Below are 20,965 nucleotides of genomic sequence, written 5' to 3'. Positions count from 1 at the left end.
TCGCATTTAAAACCCCATGTCTACGGTAAGCACAGATTAAACTTTCGTTTGTGTGACATTCTGGCTGTAGAACGATAAGTAGTGAACTTATTTAAGAGGATGAATGGAAAACCTAAGTTGATCTAGAACAGTTCTTAGTGACGGAACATGGGATGACCTAAGGAACGCGAGTTCTATGGTTACGGAGTCATCGTAGTAGTCGTGAAAGTAACGAATCACCGGGGAGCGTGGGAAAGCCACATACAGGGCAAAGGGTGACAGATAATTGAATGTTGAAATTGGGAGGTACGCAAGATGCGGAAAGCTGAAACAATACTTAACATTATACGTGAACGTGGACAAAGAAATTTGCCGGTTAAAAACGTATATCGCCTACTTTATCAGCGTGATCTTTACCTTCGAGCGTATGGCAAACTTTGTCGTAATAAAGGTGCTATGACAGAAGGTGTGACAACTGAAACAGTTGATGGTATGTCTTTGGAGAAAATCGATAAAATCATAGAGGATTTACGCTATGAGCGATATCGGTGGACACCAGTAAAACGTATCTATATTTTAAAGAAGAGTGGTAAACGCAGGCCGTTAGGATTGCCAACATGGTCAAATAAGTTACTTCAAGAAGTAATCCGATTAATATTGGAAGCCTACTATGAGCCTAAATTTAGTGAATGTTCACATGGATTTCGACCAAAGCGTGGATGCCACACTGCATTAAGAGCAGTAATGCAAAAAGGCAGAGGTACAAAATGGTTTATAGAGGGAGATCTCAGTGCATGTTATGACTCAATTGATCATACTATGTTGTTGAAAATACTGAGTGAAAGCTTCCAAGATAACCGTTTTATTCAGCTAATCAATCGACTGCTAAAAGCAGGATATATGGAAAATTGGAAGTACAATAAGAGTCATAGTGGGGTACCACAAGGTTCTATTATTGGTCCAATTTTGAGTAACATATTACTCGATCGGTTAGATAAACATGTGGAACATATACTAATACCAGCAAATAACCGAGGTAAGCGAAGAAAGACAAATCCAAAATATTTAAGGTTAACCATGCAAGTATCGATGATGAGAAAACAAGGGAACTGGGATCAAGCAAAACAACTGCGTCAATTAGTGCAGGGTATGCCATCTAAGGATTCTTGTGATCTAAATTATCGACGTCTTTGGTATGTTAGGTATGCTGATGATATTCTGGTAGGGTTTGCAGGACCAAAAAATGAAGCTGAACAAATTAAAAATGAGATTGCTAAATTCCTCAATGAGGAGCTCAAACTTATGCTTAATGAAGATAAAACGCTTATTACACACGCGTGTGATAGCAAAGCCAATTTTTTAGGTTATAAAATACACGTCTTGCATGCAGATGATAAACATGATCATCGGACACAACGATGTATTAACGGTAGTATTGGGTTACGTGTACCACATCATATAAAGCAGAAAAAGTGTTCTGAATATATGCGTTGTGGAAAGCCTATACATTTACCTCAACGTACACTTGATACAGCTTACAGTATTGTTGCTCAGTATCAAACTGAATATCGAGGAATTGTACAATATTACAAAATGGCCTACAACCTTCACACACTAAGTTATTTGAAGTATGTGATGGAAGTATCATTAGTAAAGACTTTAGCATCTAAATACAAAACAACTTGCAGGAAAATTTATAGAAAATTTGGTGCAATGATTGAAAACGACGAAGGTGAAAAACGAAAAGTCATCCAAGTCAGAGTAGATCGTTTACCATCAAAGATACCATTAATTACACACTTTGGTGCTGTGTCACTAAAATGGAATAAATGGGTAAGTATAAGTGATAACCTTATACCAATATGGAATAAGCGTAGTGAAATAGAGCAAAGACTATTGGCACAAACTTGTGAATTATGTAAATCACAAGAGCAGATTGAAGTACATCACGTACGTAAACTTGCTGATTTGCTAGGTAAACGTAATACTGAGCTACCGAAATGGAAAAAGAGAATGATTGAACGACAGAGGAAGACTCTTGTTGTTTGTCATGAATGCCATAAGAAAATCCAATATGGAAAATATGATGGTGACTCCTTAAAACGTTAGATTATTGGAGAGCCACGTGATACGGAAACGATCATGCGTGGTTCGGAGAGGGGTTGTTGGAAAAGTACTTAACAAGTAACTCGCTGGCTGCCCACTCTACTTCATGCACAGTTCTGCGAGAGACTGGTGGGGAAGTTCCGCCGGTCTACTCTCCAACAAAAGTTTAATAGTCTTGATGCGCAACGAGTAGCATGTGAGAAGTACGTAAAGAGCAAAGAAGGCTGGGTAGTATTGGCCACAAGGTACGATGATGGCGGCTATTCAGGAAAAAACTTAGAAAGACCAGCAATAAAGGAATTGTTTGAAGATGTAAAAAAAGGAGAAGTAGATTGTGTAGTAGTATATACATTAGACAGACTATCAAGGGAGACAAAAGACAGCATCGAAGTAACGTCATTTTTTAGAAGGCATAGAGTAAATTTTGTAGCAGTAACGCAGATATTTGATAATAATACGCCAATGGGAAAGTTTGTACAAACAGTGTTATCAGGAGCAGCGCAACTAGAAAGAGAAATGATAGTAGAAAGGGTAAAAAATAAAATAGCAACATCAAAGGAGCAAGGTTTATGGATGGGAGGAACTTTGCCATTTGGGTATGATGTAAAAGATAAAGAATTAATAATAAATGAGAAAGAAGCAAAAGTGGTAATGCATATATTTAAAAGGTATATGGAGCTAAAATCAATGGCACAACTGGCAAGGGAGCTAAATAGTCAAGGTTACAGAACAAAATCAGATATCTTTAAAAAGGCGACGGTGAGAAGAATAATAACAAATCCAATATATATGGGAAAAATAAGACATTATGAGAAAGAGTGTGAGGGAAAGCATGAGGCAATAATAGAAGAAGAAAAATGGCAAAAAGCACAAGAATTGATAAAGAATCAACCATATAGAAAAGCAAAATATGAGGAAGCGCTACTTAGGGGAATAATTAAGTGCAAAAGCTGTGATGTAAACATGACGCTAACGTACTCAAAAAAAGAGAATAAAAGGTATCGATACTACATATGTAATAATCACTTAAGGGGGAAGAATTGTGAATCAATAAATCGAACAATAGTTGCTGGAGAAGTAGAAAAAGAAGTAATGAAGAAAGCGGAGCAGCTATATGAAGATTGGAAAGAAAAGACCGAAGAAAAATGGAAAAATTTAAGTTTTAGAAGACAGAAAGAAGTAGTGAAAAAGTTAATAAAGGGAGTAATGGTAAAAGAAGATGAAATAGAAGTAAGTTCTGAATCAGAGGAAAAATTTATATCAATAAAGAAGAAAGGAAACAAATGCACAGTAATCGAGCCAGAAGGAAAAACAAATAATGCATTGCTAAAAGCAGTGGTGAGAGCTCACCTATGGAAACGGCAACTAGAGGAAGGAAAATACGCAAATATAAAAGAGCTGAGTGCCAAAATTAATATAGGTACAAGACGTATACAGCAAATTTTAAGGTTAAATTATTTAGCACCAAAAATTAAAGAAGAAATAGTAAATGGGAGGCAGCCAAGAGGTTTGAAGTTATCTGACTTGAGGGAAATACCGATATTGTGGAGTGAGCAATTAGAGAAATTTTATGGTCTTAATTTACAAAAGCAACAGGAGATAGATGTGCTAGAAATTGAGGAAAATCAGTGTTAAAAGCTTAATTGTATAATGAAAATAGTGATAATCTTAACTTACATGTGAAACGACCTCAGAGTTTCAAAATTATTGCGTAACAGCCTAATGTTTCTGATAGCCCTTCTTCCGTTGAATCATGTAGTTGGTTTGATAAAGGAAATTCTGTAGATATCATAAAAGTCAATTCAATCAAACACAAAATTCGAGAAAGTAGAAAGTGTGGAGCAGTCAGTCTTTTTTGAATCAAACACAAAAGGCTATATCTATAAAAGAATAAATACCAAGAAAGGAAAATAATTTCTTTAGAAGAACCTCTAAATTATTAACTCAACACTTATTCCCCTACTATTTCTCCTCACCTTGAGCGTATGGTTTATACCTCAAAAAATCTTGCTTTGAAGATACATCAATTTTTTTACCCTCCAAGATCTTTCTTTTGTTTAATAATTTTAGTTGACTTTATTAACACACTGCTATTTCTTTCGAAGCCCCCATCTTTTGCAGTTGGTCTAAACTATTGATTGGCCTCATAAGAGTAGATGGAATACCTGATTCTTTCACTACAAAATCTGATTGTTTAATAGTTTCAGCTAACTCTATAAGTATTTGACCGTTTCTTTCAAAACCTTTATCTTTTATAGCTTGTAGAACACTTTTCCCTCCTAAAAGGCAGCTTTCCCCTAAACTTGATTGATCTTTTAATTTGTCAAACTTCTCCTGGTTCTCTTCATCAAGATTTACTTTTATTATATTACTACCTTCATCACTAGGACATAGATGAATACTAATCTTGCCTACTTCAGTGATAAAGGACATTTCAATGCCACCTCCTAAGACATCTGTATAATTTCTTTTTCTTCCTATGCTTTCAACTCTTATTATACTTTCCCCGATCTGTAAGATGCTACTTTCTATACTGAAATTTTCATTCACCTTACTATTCATAACCTTTGTAACTTCAACGATACTATTTTGTGGCCATCTGAAAAAAACAAGATTGTTATCTACTTCTACTTTCAGATCATCATCTTGAACTTGTTCATTCTTATTTATTAAACCTTCATATGCGATACTTTTCAGTTTGTCCTTAATTTTTTTACACTCTGTAAAAATAGGCTCATCACTTCCCCACATAATTTCATCTATCATTCTATCATTGTAAAAATCAGACTCTATTTTTGCACCTGCTGATAGTAGCTTATTGACAATATTGAATAAAGGTTCTAAAGCTTCTTCCCACTCATCTATTGCCTCTTCTCTATCATTTTTATACCGTGATCTAGTAGTAGGCGTTATACGCATAACACTACTGGCATTAGCAATATCAATTATTTTTTTGAATACAAAATTTGACACAGTGCATTCATATTGATCACAGCGTAAATTTAGCTTTATTTTTCTTTTCAAATATTCATCTATTAAACGTTCCATCTTTTCTAGAGTTACCTTTGCAGAATTTTCGTATCTATTTTCATGAAACCGTTTCATTATACTTTCCATCTTTTCATGAAATTCATCAATCGAAACTTTTTCGCTCTCAGTTAACAGATTTGCTAAATTCATCAAAATTGAGTTTTCTGGAATAAAAGAACTTTCAACAACAGTATTTTTGTCTTCAATAACGGACTCATGCCAGTCACCATCACTTTGTTCTTGACTTAACGATGATGTGCTTCCTTCAAGAGTGTGCTGACCAAAACGCTCCGTATGCTGTTCTTCAGTAGCTAACCTACCATTTGCACAAACCTGCTCATTCTTTAAAATATATTCTAAGACCATACTCCCTCCTCAATCTATAAATACATTACGTACAATAATTAGCATGAATAAAAGCCAATGCAAGTATAATTTTTCTAACTTTCATATTTTTTAGAGAGTTGTATTCTCTTACTGTAACTTCATGTAACCCTGAGCCTGTTATCTTTGCTATTCAACAAGATCGTTTCCAGACAAACTCGGGAATTTAGTGCAAACTGCCATATAAATTTGACCAGTATAATCTATTGTACACCTAATTTGATATGTAAATTCTCAATAACCCTCATCTGCCAGGAAGATCATCTGCAGAACTGTGTCCTAAGGTGTCCTTTATACGAAGAACATCCTTAACTGATATAAGAGTATCTGGCCTCTGCGCACGATCATTCCATATAGCGTACGATAAAACTACTGTGTCTCCATCGGTAATACGCTTATAACCTCTACAATGCATATAATCATCTAGTTGGTTATTTGCTTCCCGCTTTTTACTCTGTAATTCACCAGTACCAGAAAACTTTAACTCTATTCCTATCGGGTGAACACCATCTCTACTATCTGGAGACCGTAATAATACCAGATCTAATCTCTCTCCTCCTCCCAGTTGAAATTCAATAATTACCCTAGCTGGATTATCACAGGCGTAAAATAACCCATGCAGTATGGAATGAAATCCAGCCTCTCTAGCGTTATCCCTATTTACTATCCACCTTAACGGAAATAGCACATTAGAAATTGCTTGAAATATTTGTGCATGACGATTTTGTACTTGCCAACCAGTATTCATCATTATATCTGCAGTGCTGTGCACGTTACTGACACCACCTATCTGTGAAAATTCACCTAGAAAAGATCCACCTACTTTACTTTGTAAATAGAGGGCAGGTGAGTCAAATGGTGTTACACCAACAGTTAAACCAAGATCATCCTCGGCTCTTCTTGTTGGTTCCAATCCACATACTACCTCATACACTCTAGCGTTTGGCCAACGTGATAGATCTAGGCCTCGTTCTGGAAATTGGTGAGTTGCTAGTACATGACGTATATTAAGTATAATAACCCTTTCCTCTCTTCCTAATAATGCATGTAAAATCATGGTCAAGGCACGATTTCCAACATTTATCTGTGTAACCCCTCCTTGCAGGTCTAGCATTTTATCGTCATTGTGATAATGGAATAAGTGTTTGGTTACATCTACCCAAATTCCTCTTGTTAACATAATTCTTTTCTTTGCAAATGTAGCATTCCCAAAGGTAAAGCCGGTTGTATAGAGAAATATTCTCCTATCCCTAGCACTAACACCATCCCTATTTCTAATGCCTGGTACAGCAGGTACACCAAACGCTAGGTATAGTAAATAATCTCTAACGCTCTCTTCAATTTCGGCTATTGGTCCATTAAATAGCCTTTTCAATAAAGAAGATTCTCTTTCCAAAAAGCTTTGAGTACTAAGCTGTAAACGTTCATTGTTATCTAAATCAAAATTTAATCCTGCACAAACAGCATCCTCCGACGAGGTGTGTATGGATATGGAAGAAACGGGACATCTTGTAACGTAATTTTCAGCTTGCGCCAATGCTCGATCAGCATATCTATCCCTTGCTTGTCCTGCCTTGAGTTCAATTATAATAGGAACAGAATCCATCAATCGTTGTACACCACGTACAAGAAAAGTAATATCTATATATCCACCCCCCACAAATAACTCAAGGTAAATACCAGCTGTATGACGATACCTAAAATTCATCAAAAACCCTGACAAAAAACCATGATAGTCCGACTCCTTGCTATTGAAGTTCAGTTGCTGATTATACCTATTGTAGAGATTAATTATGTACTGCAAAACATCATCAATAGTATCAACAACATCATCTGCATTATTACTTGCCAAGTCTCCTAATAAACCTGACAGAAAACCTTGTTGTATACCAAAGTTCCTGGTGATCTCTTCAAAGCCATTACATAGAGATGCTGAATTTCCAGTAAATGCGTTTCTTTCACGAATTTTTACACATTTTACTGCTTCCTCTTCTTCGTCTTCTCCCAGATTTTCTGCCCATGCAAATGTTTTATACTCTTCCCATGCAAACCGCCCAGCCCGTGATGCAACATTCTGCTGTTGTAAATTATTCTCTATCCACAATTTCTCTTGCTGACTAAATCTTGAACCAAAACTATTTTGTCTATCGGCAATAGTAAAACATCTTACAATTCCGTAGCCTCTTCTATCTCTGTCATTAGTTAATACAGCAACCTTTAAGTTTCCTTTTCTAGGTTCATTCGGATTGTTGTCAAAACGAAAATAAATTTTTTCATTATCTGCAACATCAGAATCAAACGCAGTAGCAAACATACCAAAAAAGAATGCAGGAAAAAAGCGATCCTTACCCACCGAGTGCAAAAAAGATGGACACTGATCCAAGAAAGATTCAAACCTTTCTACAAACTCTTGGCAATTTCCGTTTAACAAACTTCTAATCAGTCCAATATTTTCACCATTGTTATGCATAAAACACCTCTATTTACTACGACCAGATAAACCGCTAACGCCAGGAGATCCTAACATAGACTGCGGGTCACCAGAGCCACCAAAGTCACCGCCACCTCTATGAGGAATAGGTAACTTATCTAGCTCAGAAAACAACCCCTCTGCCAGCTTGCCATAATCAACACCACTCTTCATACCAGGTCTACCAACCATTTTTAGGTTGCTAATTAAATAATCTTTAAAATTCACAAAATCCTCCTGCGTACAATACTCTTTTGCAAACTGTAAAATCTCTAACAGCTCGTCTTTTTTTCCAGTATCACCTTCACCTAAAGCACAACCGCGCTCCCAATCTACAATTAATCCAGCAAGCATGCGTTTGATAGGGACTCTACCATTTGAAAAAACAGCAGCCTTTTTATTCTCATTAAAGCGATTGCACCTCCAAATATCCATAGTAATTGATCTAGCTTGAACACCTGACTCAGGACTTTCTAGCATTACATTTGAAAGTGAGGAAAGAAGGAGTGCATAATCATGATGTGAAAGTATTTTGTCTGCAGGTACTGAAACTTCTTCATAGCACCAGCGCTTTACCATATCTCGAACTGTACCAAGAAAACTCCAACGTATCAAACCATTAAGAAGTGAATATACTCCTTGATTTTTTTCTAACAACTTAAGCAATAGCTCATGTTTTGCTGGATCATCCATTTTATACAGGCAAAAATCTAAAACGGTAGCACGATTGTAGTTACATTGAATAGTGGACAAGGTAGTAACTGCACTAATAGCTTCCTCCTCTCTTTCTTGCCGGCTTAAAAGGTTATAGAAATATTCTACCCCCTCGCTCCATTTAAGATCTACAGCTTCTCGGAAGCCATCTACGTTATTATATTCCTTTAATGTTCCAGATTCTCTATTAATCCAAAAGCTAAATACAGGATCATAACTTCCCATAGACTCAAGCAAATCACTTCTTATATATTTGTCATCTACAGGATTACCATCCATGTCTACTGCACCGGGAGAGACTCTACCTTTGTAAGACTCAAATTGCTCTTGAAAGAGCGGATAAATTTTATCTACCACACAATACCTACAAGCCATGTTATACTTACAAAATGGATTCTCTATTTCATCTATTTTTTTCTCAGTTAGCTTCTGTCCTAGGATGTGATTATTTAATTTTGTATCCGACCAGCAACTTTCATCGCAAAATATGTTGTATAAGAATTGCCACTCACTATCTTCTAAATACTCTATTTGTTCAATGTAGGTTTTCACCCATCTTTCAATCGCTAAACGCCTTTCAGAAGCAATTTTAGAATCTTTATGTTCAATAACACTTTGTAACTTATTAAGTACTGTAGCATAACGTTTTGTTTTTCTTGGCATTTGATCTCCTAAAAAAATATTTATGGCATTATGTAAAAGTTAGAATTAAATAGCAACCTAAAATTACTAGGGATAAAAAAACTTCATGAAAAACATTTTCTATATTGAACGGATACAAAAATTCTATTGGAATTTACAGACAATACCTTAATTTCTCAGCGTCATAAAAATTTTAAATGTTTACTTTGTTTAAAAAGAACAAAGATCGTATATTTGTGAGAACAAGCAGCGTAAAAATAAGGTTATAAAAATAGAAGATTTAAATTATTTCAATAAGCTTAGGTAAAACAGTTCATATGTAGATATAGATCAAATGGGCTAATATGGCTAGTTTTAGCGTATAGCAAAGTCAGAATATAAAAAAGTTCGTATGTATCGTGTGGTAGACCATCCCATCCCAAGAAAAACACTTCTCACCGCCCTTGGTTTTGAGTGGTAGAAATGGTTATATTATTTAATTCATTAGCAATATATAATATTAAATTAATAGTAATTCATTTGACAATAAGTATTAAGATAAACTTATAAAAAACAGAATTTAAAATAAACAAAACGTCATGTATCTCTCATATTAAGAGGCTTTTGTTGAGAGTTATTCAAGTCTAAAAAAAATTTTCAAATTGAGGATTGACAAAACCTAAAAACGTGATATCTTGCTTGAAATGGCATCAAGTTACTATAGTGTATGTTAGACGTAACAGTTTCCATTTTTTTCCATTCATAAAGAGGTGATCATGCTACGTTCAGATATTCCAAAAGTTTTATTTTCGTCTATTAAAGAGGATGATCCTTATAGAGCATCTAAGCTTTTTCAAATTGAACGCTGGTGCTATGCAAATTGGCATCTGCACCAAAAAAGTGGCAAAAAAGGACGTAATTTTCTTGCACAGGTATTGTCTAGTGAGGATTGTTGGAAAAAAGTAGACAATTTACATGGAGTTAAGCTTGATAGGCAAGTCGTAGGCAAAAAGTTAATTGCGCCAGATTCAGGTAATCTCTTTGATAAGTATGCCATTGCCTGTCGTTGCTGTCTAGAAGAAGATATTATTGCTTTGTTTGAGGAAAGAAAAGAGGAATTATCAGCTCAAGGTAAGAGTAGTCTATTGGAGTATGAGCACTTAGTTAGGTGTTGCGGATCTGGTCTTTTAGCGCAGTTTTGGTCACATTTTGTTAGTGGTTACATCTCTAAACTAAATTTAGATGGCTGTCATCCATATGAGTACGGGCTTAAATGTGCTGTGAGTCTTAAGCAAGAGCAGGCAGTGGAATTCTTCTGGAATAAAATAAAATCATTACCTGAAAGTGAGATGAGCGAACAGAAAAAGGATGAAATCTTGATGAAGACAGCAGTATATGTAGCAGGGAACCGTTGTAATAGTTATCCTGAAATATTCGAGTTTTGTTTTAGTCAAATAAGTCCTGATAAATATCCAGAACTTCTAAAAAGAGACTTAGCTGAAAATGGTTATTATGGTAGTCTAAACACGCTACAGGGTGCACTTCGCTTTGATCAATTTCAGGAATTATTTGATTGTTTAAAGCCAAATGATGTTCCAGAAGATGATTATAATATCTGGTTAGACATGGAAATCAAAAAACATTCAGAGCCTTATGTAAGTGAAAGTGTAAAGCTTTTTATGCATATGTGGATGAAGGAAGGATTTGATAGCCATCGTGCTTTAGTGATAAGAGAGGAACTAGAGGATAAATCACCTCTTTTCTGTACAGTTTTATTAACACCTTTAGTAGAAAAGGGCTGTATGGAACCAGTATGGGCGTTATTAAATAAAGCTAATTCTGATCAGGTTAAAGAGTTTATGTGTTCTAAACAGGCAGGCTACATACGATCTATATTGGAAAAAAGAGATGCTGATTCATTGAATAAGTTTCTAGCATATAGAAAGTCTACAGATGAAGAGTTCACTAGCTTAACTGAAGTTGAATTAAGCAAAGCATGTGAGCAATTAGGGTTAAGCAATTAAGGTATTATAAGGCAATTCTATAAAGTAGGTGGTGGTTTCTTGTTACTACTTTAGCTTCTGTCAAAAAGATGTTGCATTGTAATACAAATGTTATATACACAAGTCAGCATGTAGGCAAAAATAGCTTTTATTATTGATATCTCTGATGGTTATACAATAAGCTTGGTATAGTGGGTTTAGTATAATATAATGAAGGGGGTTTATGTTCAAGATACAATATCCAACAGATCATCTAAAAAAAGAAGATGTTAATTCAAAGATTACTGAATTATCGGATGAAGTGCAATATATAGAGCAAGCTAGAGAATTTTCTCAACTTAAGCGTTATCGGAGATCTGATGTTGATTCCGAAAGTGGAAGTCAGATTAAGAGAATCGATGTTCCAGGAGACGGTAGTTGCTTGTTTTGGTCTGTTACTATGGCTTACTTAATACCCGTCAGAAACGACGATGCTTTATTTCGACAAAGGTATGAAGTACTATTTGGAAATGATGGAACTGTAACCCAAAATTTAGATCATATTAGAGGTTTGGTTCGGAATTTAGGTGCTGCGAATTATGATGATACATTTGCAAATTTAGTAAGAAACTTATTTCGTAATCGAGTAGTTGATCACATAAGTTCTTATAGAAATGAGTTCAGAGATTTTGTTGAAGGTGATTTTGAGCGTTACTTGGAAAACATGAGGAACCCTGATACTTGGGGAGGTGAACCTGAAATAAGAGCAATGAGTGGAATGCTTAGCGCAACGATTAGTGTTTCTGGTGAAGTTGAGACTCAATATGGTAATGGGGATATTCAAATACAATTATTTCATGTTGGTGCACCAGGTAAACGAAACCATTATAATTTTGGTCTTGAAAGGAATATTATTGATAATGATAAAGAGCTTGCAAAAGGCTTAAAAAGAGTCATGGGTAAAGTAAGACCACAAGACTTTGAGTTAATACAGTTATTGATAGAGGAAGCAGATAAAGAAGTTGGTATAAGCCGGCAAGATGAGGATTTTAAATCTTTTGAACCGAGATTTCAGTCATTTGTGGATCAGATTCCATCTTATTTACACTCTGTAGAAAAAGCAGGGTTTTTTACACACTTCTTCCTAGGTAGTTTTTCTACTTTGTTGGATACAGAGATGGCAAAAAAGCTAGACATCAAGGAGATTTATTTTAGCTTTGACGGTGCAAAGACTTTGAAGGTAGCTATTATAAAAAATGGTGAAATGAAGAGTCAAAAAGATGTGATCGATAAAGTAAAATTATTTGTTATATCAGAAAGTGGTTCTCATTCTTACACTCAAGAGTTTGATCAAGGTGAATTGAAGGAGGTATTAGGCAAGCTTTACTCTCTTATTGAAAATAACCTAGATAAAATTAAAGTTAAATCAATAAAAATCATTAAAGATGCCGGTCATCAGGGAGAAATAGTTGTTGATGTGAAAGATAAAGGAGTAGACATAGAACATAATTCTGAAGTTCAATTTAAAAAAGTGAGAAAAGGGTTATGGAGGGATCCCGAAGTCGATATAGCGAAGCTAGCTATTTCCAATCAGCGAACAGTTAAAGCATCTTTAAGGAGAATTCTTGATAAGATTTACACAATTCACTCCGAATATGCAGACTCACTAATCTATGCTAGCAGAGCACGTGAAGCAGCACATCATGGATTTATGGTAGGCGTTTTCATGAATTTCCACTATAGGTATAATCTTAGAGTTTACCCAGAGCAATTTGCAGGAAGGGGTTATGCAGATATTATCTTGCTGGCTCGTGGTCCTGATCGTGCATTGGATTCTATTCCCATTATTATTGAATTAAAAGCGGGAGCAGGTTCTAATGCTACTCCAGATAAGGCTTTGCAGCAAGCAGAAAAGTATGCACAAGGCTTTCAACCAAATGTTCAGCGAGTTCTAACCACTGCAGATGACATTTTATGTGTTGGTGTCAATCTTGATAATCCATCTCCTATCTCTGATATTAAAGTATCAAATCGTGGAGAAGAAATAATTCCTCTTTTTCAAGATATGCTAAAATCTGCTGATGACTGGGATACGCAAAGGATTGGAACAATAGAATTAAAGGGACAGGTGAAAGATAATCTAGAACGTATTTATCATACGTTTCCTGGTACACCTGAGAAGGGAGATAATCATTATTTTAGTAGGTTTTTACTAGGGCAATCACTATTGTTAAATAGAGTTGAAGATTTAAAAACTGGTTTTAAAAAATACATTTTTATCTATGGAGACAATATACCTACTGAAGTGCATCCTAATCTTCGTAGGCTTAGACGTCCAGCAGCTGAAAGAGCCAGAGAAAGATTGTCAGCTAATCTTGATGCAAGCCATGCAGTTGTAACGATGGTGCTCATTCCAGAAAATATAGAGAAGTTGGTTTATGTGATAAATATTATTGAAGCTAATAGAAAAGATGTTCTGAACATGCTAAATGAAGTGCTCCCTCTTGAGAGGTTAAACAGAGAAATAGGAAATAGAGAAATAGTCGAATTAAATCTTAATTTTGATACTAGATACAAGTCAGATTTTAAAAGATATCTTACTGTTTGGACTGAAAAATATAATTCTTTACAAGAATACAACAATGGAGCTGAGAGATTTCAAGGTACTTTCAAAAAAGTTACTTATCCTAATGAGTTAAAAGAAACATTTGATAAAGCACTAGATATCCAATCCTTATCAATAAGAGGATATAGTAGATTATTAGAAAAAATTGGAGAAGGAATCTTTCCTTTTAAGAGTCTCGTTAATAAAGAAGCTCATTTCCAGGGAATATTGAATGGAGTGTTTAGTTATTATAGTGACTTAAAATTACAGGAATCACCAGAAACTAGAGCATTAGTTTTAACTGAGTTTCAAACTGGTAGAGGGGAACGTATTGACATGCTAGTTCATGGTATTAAGTTTGTGGCTCAAGGTGGAAATGCTGAGGAGTACACTCCAATAGGGTTAGAACTTAAGGCATCAAGGCAGGGTAAAGGGGCTCAAGCTTTATTGAGGGAAGCAAATGATCAAATAAATGAAGAGTACAAAGAAGGTGTTACCTATAAAACACTTACAGATGGTGATGAGGTAAAATTTATCGGTGTTGTTTTCGATAAAGGATCTAATAATCCGAATAAACTTATTTTAACAAGTAGGACAACCGAGGAAGGATTTATTCCTGTTGGAGTAGTTCATAGTTCACATCATATGTTGCCTACTGTAGGGCAGTGTTCTAAAAGAAAATCTTCATCGCCGGAGTATCCACCAAGTAAAAAGCCAAGAAGAGAAAGAAGTGTAAGTATGGCCTGCATAGATTCGTTTGATGAAGAAAAGATTACAAAGGAAGAAAAAAAGCAACGTGTTAAAGAGCTATTTGATATTGATAATGCTAAGGATTTAACTAATGAAATTGTAGATATAGGTCGTGAGCAAGTGTTTGATATGATAGGCAATGCTGATAGGACTGATGTAAAAGTAAAAGATAACAATGGTAATGATAAAAAATTGATAATAGGTGATATTATAGAAATGAAGAATGCAGAAAGATATTTTGTAGATGATTATAGTGATGGTATTGAGATCTTAGTAAAAGTAGGCAGAGATAAGGATCGCGTTATAAAAGAAAAAATAAAAGGACAAAATATTGAGTATTATTTAAGCATCGATGGCTATGAAGTAAAATTCGATGATATAATTAAAAATTTTACTACAGATGCAGAAAGAGAGAAAATTCATAATAAATTACATCAACTATCAAATGATAAGCAGTTGTTAGAGAATAAAAAATACATTGAAGATATAGGTGATGTTCAAACTAATCAAGATTACTCTAATATTGTAGAGGAAATTAAACAGAACTTGCTAGCAAAAGGTGTTAGGGAAGATACTTTTGATACGTTTAAAAATCATTTTGATGATCTTGGTGAAAAAGTTTTTGCAGATTATATTAGTAATGTAGAAAGCAGCCTTCAAGAAAAAGGAATTGCATTTGATCGTGATAAATTTGATTCAGCGAAAATAAAAGGAGCAAAAGGTGGAAAGTTTTTTTCCATGATGGCTATATATGACTTGCTTGATAGTATAAGTGATACAGCAACACTTGGACGACATGATAATAATGCTTTAAAGCAAGTATTTGGTATCAATGGTATACTAGATGCTATGGATGATGTTAGGACAAGCGTAAGTATTTCTCCTAATAGTAAAGTGGGAAAATTGATTAGTAAGGTACCACAGCCTGTACGTCAAACGTTTGTTAAGATTATCAGTAATCCTATAGTTCAAAGTATTACATTTGCAACTATTGCTTATCAATTTGGATATAGTATAAACGAAATAGCTCAAGGTAATCATCATCCACTAAATTATTATTGGACAGCTAGTAGTGGTATAAAACTAGCAAGCATGAGTATAAGGCCTATAAGTGCAGGAGTTAGTTTTACAATAAAAAGTGTAAGTGCTACTACTAAGATTTTAAGAGGGTTATCTGCTGCAGGCAAAGTTTTAGGTAGGATGTCAGTATTTACTATGGTTCCTGATATTGTGTTTTCATTGCATCAGTCCTTATACAGTAGAACAATGGAAGCGCAAGCAATAGCAGCACAAATTCCTATATCTAATATCGATCGTACTAAAATATTTTTTTCAAATTCCGAAAAAGCAATATACGAAGACTATATAAGGATAAAGGGTTATTTAAATACTGTGAAAAGCAATGCCATAAATTACCTTAATTCTGACCCTAATATAGCTGCAGTTGTACAATATGTTTCTTCCATTCAGGAAAAGTACCATGAGGTAATTACTACCATTAAAGAAAGGACCATTTGTATGGGTAGCGGGATTGGTTGCAATACTGTGTGGGAGTGTGAATTAGAAAAAAAATATGATGGCATCTCCTTTGATGTAACTTCTAATATAAAAACTGATTTATCTTCATTAAATATATCTAGACCTCTCTACTTAGAATTTTATCAGCTGGATGACATAGGCGCTACAAGATTTAAGAGTACTAAAAAATATGAAGAGTTTCTTGCAAAACAAGAAAAGAAAAAAGTTTATTTGATTAGTAAAGAGGCAAAGTACCTTCCCCATATAACTCAAGACGAGTACAATAGCGGGCTGAGAGTCGTAATGGCCCCATCAGGACATTTAATACCACAACATCAATGTAGTGGCATAATTAATGAACAACGTATATTCCGGCCCTACGCTTTGGATAAGGTATATATGCCTTGCAATACTGGCAAAACCTATAGAAACTGTCAAGAGAGCTTTACTCTCTCAGGTGAACCTTTTATTTTTACTAGTCCAACAATAAAAGATCCTAGTAATACAAAAAAGCAAACCTTTCCTAAAGGATCAGTATTATACATTTCAGGACCGAAAACATTGACAGCAGCTGCAAATTATCCAGCAGTAATGCATATTCCAGAGGGTAGTAATATACGTTATATTGGCTCTAAAAACAATGAAACTATTTTTATTATTAATAATTCTATGTCTGGTACCCTCAAAGGTGGAGCAGGAAAAGAAAATACTCTAGTAATGAATGTTAAAGCTAATAATATCGCTGCAAATTTGCATAGTGGAACTATACGTTATGGTAATAGTAATAACATAAGATTGGTTAACACATATAACTATGTATCTAACTCTGACAACAAGCAAAATATTACTACTCACTGTGAAACGAGATTAATTAATGTAAAAAACGCGGAAGTTTGGCAAAATTCATCTAACTGCACAGATAAAGATTATGAAGTTAGAGTGGTCAACAAAGAAAATGTACATCACAGAGGATTGAAGCAAACAGTGTTTATTATTAATGAAAACAGTGATAGTGCTAGGATAGTAAGTGATTTAGGCAGTACAGGAAAAATAAAGGGGAATATTGACGTAATAAGTGTTCAAGTTGCTAATATCACACAGTGGGGAATAAGTGAAGATATAGAAAAGGTCGGCTATAGCTTAGATCTTTTAGCTAATGATACACAAAGTATTGTTTCAAGTACTAAAATCGATGATTTTAAAAATCTAATAATTCAAGTAAACTGTAGTGGAGTAACAGAATCTGTTGCAATACAAGACAAGTCTTTGTTTGATACGGCGGAGGATATTAGGTATCAAAAGTTGAAAAATTCAGGCAATGATATTAGTGGAGAAGTTATACAGGATAGTGAAAAGAAGTTAAAAGCATTTATACAAGCAAGTATTCTAGGTCAAGAATTGCCTAGCACTTACCAAATTGCAAAAGATATTGCTAGTAAGAGTAATTTGGACATACCAATATCTCAAATAGAAGTCATCAAAAATCACATGGGAATACCTAGTGAAAAAGTGATAATTGCTGATATGTACTCAGGTCAGGTAGTTGTTGATTTTAGCTATAATAATTCTGATGTTACAAGTAGTTATCAGAAATATCATAATAATGGAGGAAGCCTTAATTATGATCGCTATATGGTAGCATGTAATCACTATCAAGATGTGACGGTAGAAGGAGAAAAAGGGCAACATCAGTATGTTATCAGACTACCAGATACATTAAATCACGAAATCTCGTTATTCCCCATAAGACTTAATTTAAAAATAAAAAGCAAAGCAGTGCCTTATCAGAACGTACCTTACAATATTATTGATTTTGCTGGGTTGAATGTAACAGATATTGATAGTATAGGTATAGAAGAAGGTGAAAGGAGTTATATAAATGAATGTTATAACAAATCAATCTCTGACCTTACAGAGGACAGTTTAGAGATAAAAGATATTACAGTACTTGATAGCAAAGGTACTAAGTGGTCTTTGTCTATTGGTTTAGTTGATTACTTTAAAAGTCCAGAGCATCAGCAAATTGTATTACAAATGAACAATAAGCTTTATAAAATTGACAGTACAAATTTAAAGCTTGAGCATGTAGAGATGGATCCTAACTCTTTCAGATACTATCAGCCAGATGAACAAGGATTACAGATTTATCATAATCAACCTATTGACAAGAATGATGTTGGGTTGGTTGATTTTAGAGATAAGTCTATATTGGGTTTTGATATGGAGATTGTTGATGATAGTTTAGTGCTATCATATGGAAATAGTACCATTGCAAAAGTGGAGAATTGGAGTAATTATCAGCCTGCAAGAGAAATGATGTTCGCTTTTAATGATACAATGGTTTCTAATGCGGAATGCATATTCTCTGCTTGTAATTCAGAAGATATTATAGAGGACTTTAATAAGGAGAAAGTGACTTTATTAAAGGAGCAAATGTTTGATGCTATAGTGCGAGATAATATTAATGAAGCTAAAGATTTAATTAGAAAAATTGAAAGTATTAATATTGAAAGTAGGCATGAATTAACACCTTTGTACGTTGCTATTCAAGCAGGTAGGCTGGACATAGTAGAAATTCTTTTTGATAGGAAGCATTTTAGTGTTAAAGATAAAGACATCCATCCCCTGCACTGGGCCGCTCAGCAAGGCAATTTGAATATAGCTAAGTTTCTTGTGGATCAAGGTGCTGATATTGGAGCTAAAGATAATAATGGTAGAACTCCTCTGCGTGTAGCCGCTTATAGTGGTGACCTAGATATGGTCAAATTTTTTTTTGATAGGAACATGAATATTGAGGTTAAAAATAATGATCCATATAAGGTGATGGGAGTAGTTGAGGGCGTAAAGAACGAAATTATTAACCAAGCAGATACTGCACCTAATGTAAAAAGATGGGCAGAGTTTTTTGTAGAGAAGTTAAGATATTCAATAAAAAGTGTAGCAAAAGAGAAGCTAAAGGATGGCATGTTGCATAATAGGTATAGTTCAGTTAATGAACTTGCTAATGAAATTTATAAATCAGATGGAAAGCTGTTTGATGATATAATTAAAGAAGTTGTAGATGATGCATATGGAAGAGTAGATACGAAAAAAATATTAAGCTGTGTACATAATCATGGTGATATTGGTCAGTTGATTTCAGGTTACATAGCTGTATTTGATGCAATGCAAAAGAGTGGTGATCTAAATGATAATGCAATATTTAAGTTAGCTTCTTACATTAAAGAAGCAATGGAGATGAAGGATTATCCTAATGTTCCTTTAGAAAAAAGATCTAGCCTTGAAAAGCTAGAAAATAGATTACCAAAATCAGTAAGGAATGCAATATTTGCTTCAAAAGTATGTATTAAGAATGTTTATCAGGGTGAATATTTATATGCTGCTAACAAATGTTTCAATTATGATAATGACAGACGAATGGCATTTACTTGGACTCCAAAGAATGAAAAAAATGATAAGTTTAGGTGGAAGATTAAACTTGATGGTGACAATTTTTATATAGTGAATGTTGCATTTAATGAAACCTTGTATGCTGCTAGTAACTATTTTAATTATGATAATGATAGACGAATGGTATTTACTTGTATTTCAGGAGGAAGAGTTGCACGAGATGTGTGGAAGCTTGGACCTGATGGTGATCACTGTTCTATAATGAATGTTAAGCTTAATGAATATTTATATGCTGCTAATTATGCTAAATATGACAATGATAGGCGTAGAGTATTTACTTGGATTCCAGGAGGTCAGGTTCCGCAAGGGATGTGGGTGATTGAAGATTGTGGGTCTAATGTAAGAAAAGTGAGAAATGCAGATGCTGGTTCTAGTTTAGATATAGTAAAGGTTTCAAGGCAAGCACAATTAGATCATGCATTGTTGAATGTAACAAAAGTTGGCAATATTAGTGAAGTAACAGGCCTTGTTAATCAAGGAGCTAATGTTAATACTGAAGACAGAGATGGTAATACCCCTGCACGCAATGCTGTATTAAAAGGTCACTTTGGTATATTTAAATACCTTGTTGAAAATGGTGTTAGTTTAGAGGGTAAAGATCATCGTTGTGGTCCCTCTATATGTGATGCTTCTTATAGTGGTAATTTGGATATACTAAAGTACCTTATTAGCAAATGTGTTGATATTAATGATACTGATAAAAATGGTTGGACACCGCTACATTTTGCTGCATGGAGAGGCTACTTAGAAGTTGCTAACTTTTTAATAGAAAAGGGTGCTGATATTAACGCTGAGAACATTTTTGGCAGAAAACCTATACACATTGCCGCTGAAAACAATAACAAAGACATTATAGATTTTTTTCTCAGCAAGGGAATGAGCATCGATGATTTTGATAGATATGGTCGAACACCACTATACTGTGCTTCTTGGAATGGTCACTTGGGTATAGTAAAGTACCTTGTAGATAGGGGAGCTGACGGTGTGCCGTAGAGATACAAAGAATGTTCAAGTAAGAGCAAACTAAGTGCAAAAGCTGCACAGTAGATGAGGGTAGGTCCCTCGGAGCCGGTTTACAAGAGCAGGCTTCAAACAACCATAAGCTGCTTTGGTAAAGAGCCAAGGTAGTGAGCGTTATGGAAAAGGCATAATTATATGTCATGTAAGGAATAGAGAGATGAACGAAAGTGAACCACTGATGAAGTGTCGAAACCTTTTAAATGACGTCAAAACCAGGGGGTCGTTTGTAACCTGGGATAAATCTATCGGGAGCTTGTTTACTGGATAGATGGCGTCCGGCATAAAGGTGGCATGAATCCATTTCAGGCTATTGTGTGGAACTACGGGAACCTGTCG

The 20,965-nt window shown here is 34.7% G+C and carries 7 protein-coding genes; 4 read left to right on the top strand and 3 right to left on the bottom strand.

The genetic code is table 11. From position 1 onward, the window contains the following. Nucleotides 1-294 precede the first annotated feature (294 nt). Complete coding sequence (locus ACJZL3_RS04710; RefSeq protein ID WP_253309139.1) at nt 295-2,088, top strand: reverse transcriptase/maturase family protein; 1,794 nt, start codon at nt 295-297, stop codon at nt 2,086-2,088. Nucleotides 2,089-2,214: 126 nt separating this feature from the next. Further along, nucleotides 2,215-3,720, top strand: coding sequence for a recombinase family protein (locus ACJZL3_RS04705; RefSeq protein ID WP_419198670.1), 1,506 nt, complete (start codon nt 2,215-2,217; stop codon nt 3,718-3,720). 444 nt (nt 3,721-4,164) lie between these two features. Here ACJZL3_RS04705 and ACJZL3_RS04700 read toward each other — a convergent pair whose 3' ends face one another. From ACJZL3_RS04700 to ACJZL3_RS04690, 3 genes are all read right to left on the bottom strand, one after another. Then, nucleotides 4,165-5,481, bottom strand: a complete 1,317-nt coding sequence (locus ACJZL3_RS04700; RefSeq protein WP_419198669.1) for a hypothetical protein — start codon at nt 5,479-5,481, stop codon at nt 4,165-4,167. Nucleotides 5,482-5,743: 262 nt separating this feature from the next. Beyond that, entirely contained in the window at nt 5,744-7,969 is a 2,226-nt protein-coding gene (locus tag ACJZL3_RS04695; protein ID WP_419198668.1) for a hypothetical protein, read from the bottom strand. Nucleotides 7,970-7,978: 9 nt separating this feature from the next. Beyond that, entirely contained in the window at nt 7,979-9,346 is a 1,368-nt protein-coding gene (locus ACJZL3_RS04690; RefSeq protein ID WP_419198667.1) for a hypothetical protein, read from the bottom strand. Between the two features lie 734 nt (nt 9,347-10,080). On the opposite strand from ACJZL3_RS04690, the gene ACJZL3_RS04685 reads away from it, so the two are divergent. Together ACJZL3_RS04685 and ACJZL3_RS04680 are read left to right on the top strand one after the other, a co-directional pair. After that, entirely contained in the window at nt 10,081-11,328 is a 1,248-nt protein-coding gene (locus tag ACJZL3_RS04685; protein WP_208571571.1) for a hypothetical protein, read from the top strand. A 202-nt stretch (nt 11,329-11,530) separates the two neighbouring features. After that, nucleotides 11,531-20,602 carry an ankyrin repeat domain-containing protein gene (locus ACJZL3_RS04680; RefSeq protein WP_419198666.1) on the top strand — a complete coding sequence of 3,024 codons (9,072 nt, stop codon included), beginning with the start codon at nt 11,531-11,533 and terminating at the stop codon, nt 20,600-20,602. Nucleotides 20,603-20,965 lie beyond the last annotated feature (363 nt).

This window comes from Wolbachia endosymbiont of Rhagoletis cingulata, assembly GCF_048537655.1.
Lineage (GTDB): Bacteria > Pseudomonadota > Alphaproteobacteria > Rickettsiales > Anaplasmataceae > Wolbachia > Wolbachia pipientis.
The sequence above is the reverse complement of the archived record's forward strand: the minus strand, read 5'-3'. Positions and strand labels throughout refer to the sequence as shown.

Coding starts and splice junctions, on each gene's coding strand:
- ACJZL3_RS04710 (WP_253309139.1), top strand. CDS start 295: ATGCGGAAAGCTGAAACAATACTTAACATTATACGTGAACGTGGACAA.
- ACJZL3_RS04700 (WP_419198669.1), bottom strand. CDS start 5,481: ATGGTCTTAGAATATATTTTAAAGAATGAGCAGGTTTGTGCAAATGGT.
- ACJZL3_RS04695 (WP_419198668.1), bottom strand. CDS start 7,969: ATGCATAACAATGGTGAAAATATTGGACTGATTAGAAGTTTGTTAAAC.
- ACJZL3_RS04690 (WP_419198667.1), bottom strand. CDS start 9,346: ATGCCAAGAAAAACAAAACGTTATGCTACAGTACTTAATAAGTTACAA.
- ACJZL3_RS04685 (WP_208571571.1), top strand. CDS start 10,081: ATGCTACGTTCAGATATTCCAAAAGTTTTATTTTCGTCTATTAAAGAG.
- ACJZL3_RS04680 (WP_419198666.1), top strand. CDS start 11,531: ATGTTCAAGATACAATATCCAACAGATCATCTAAAAAAAGAAGATGTT.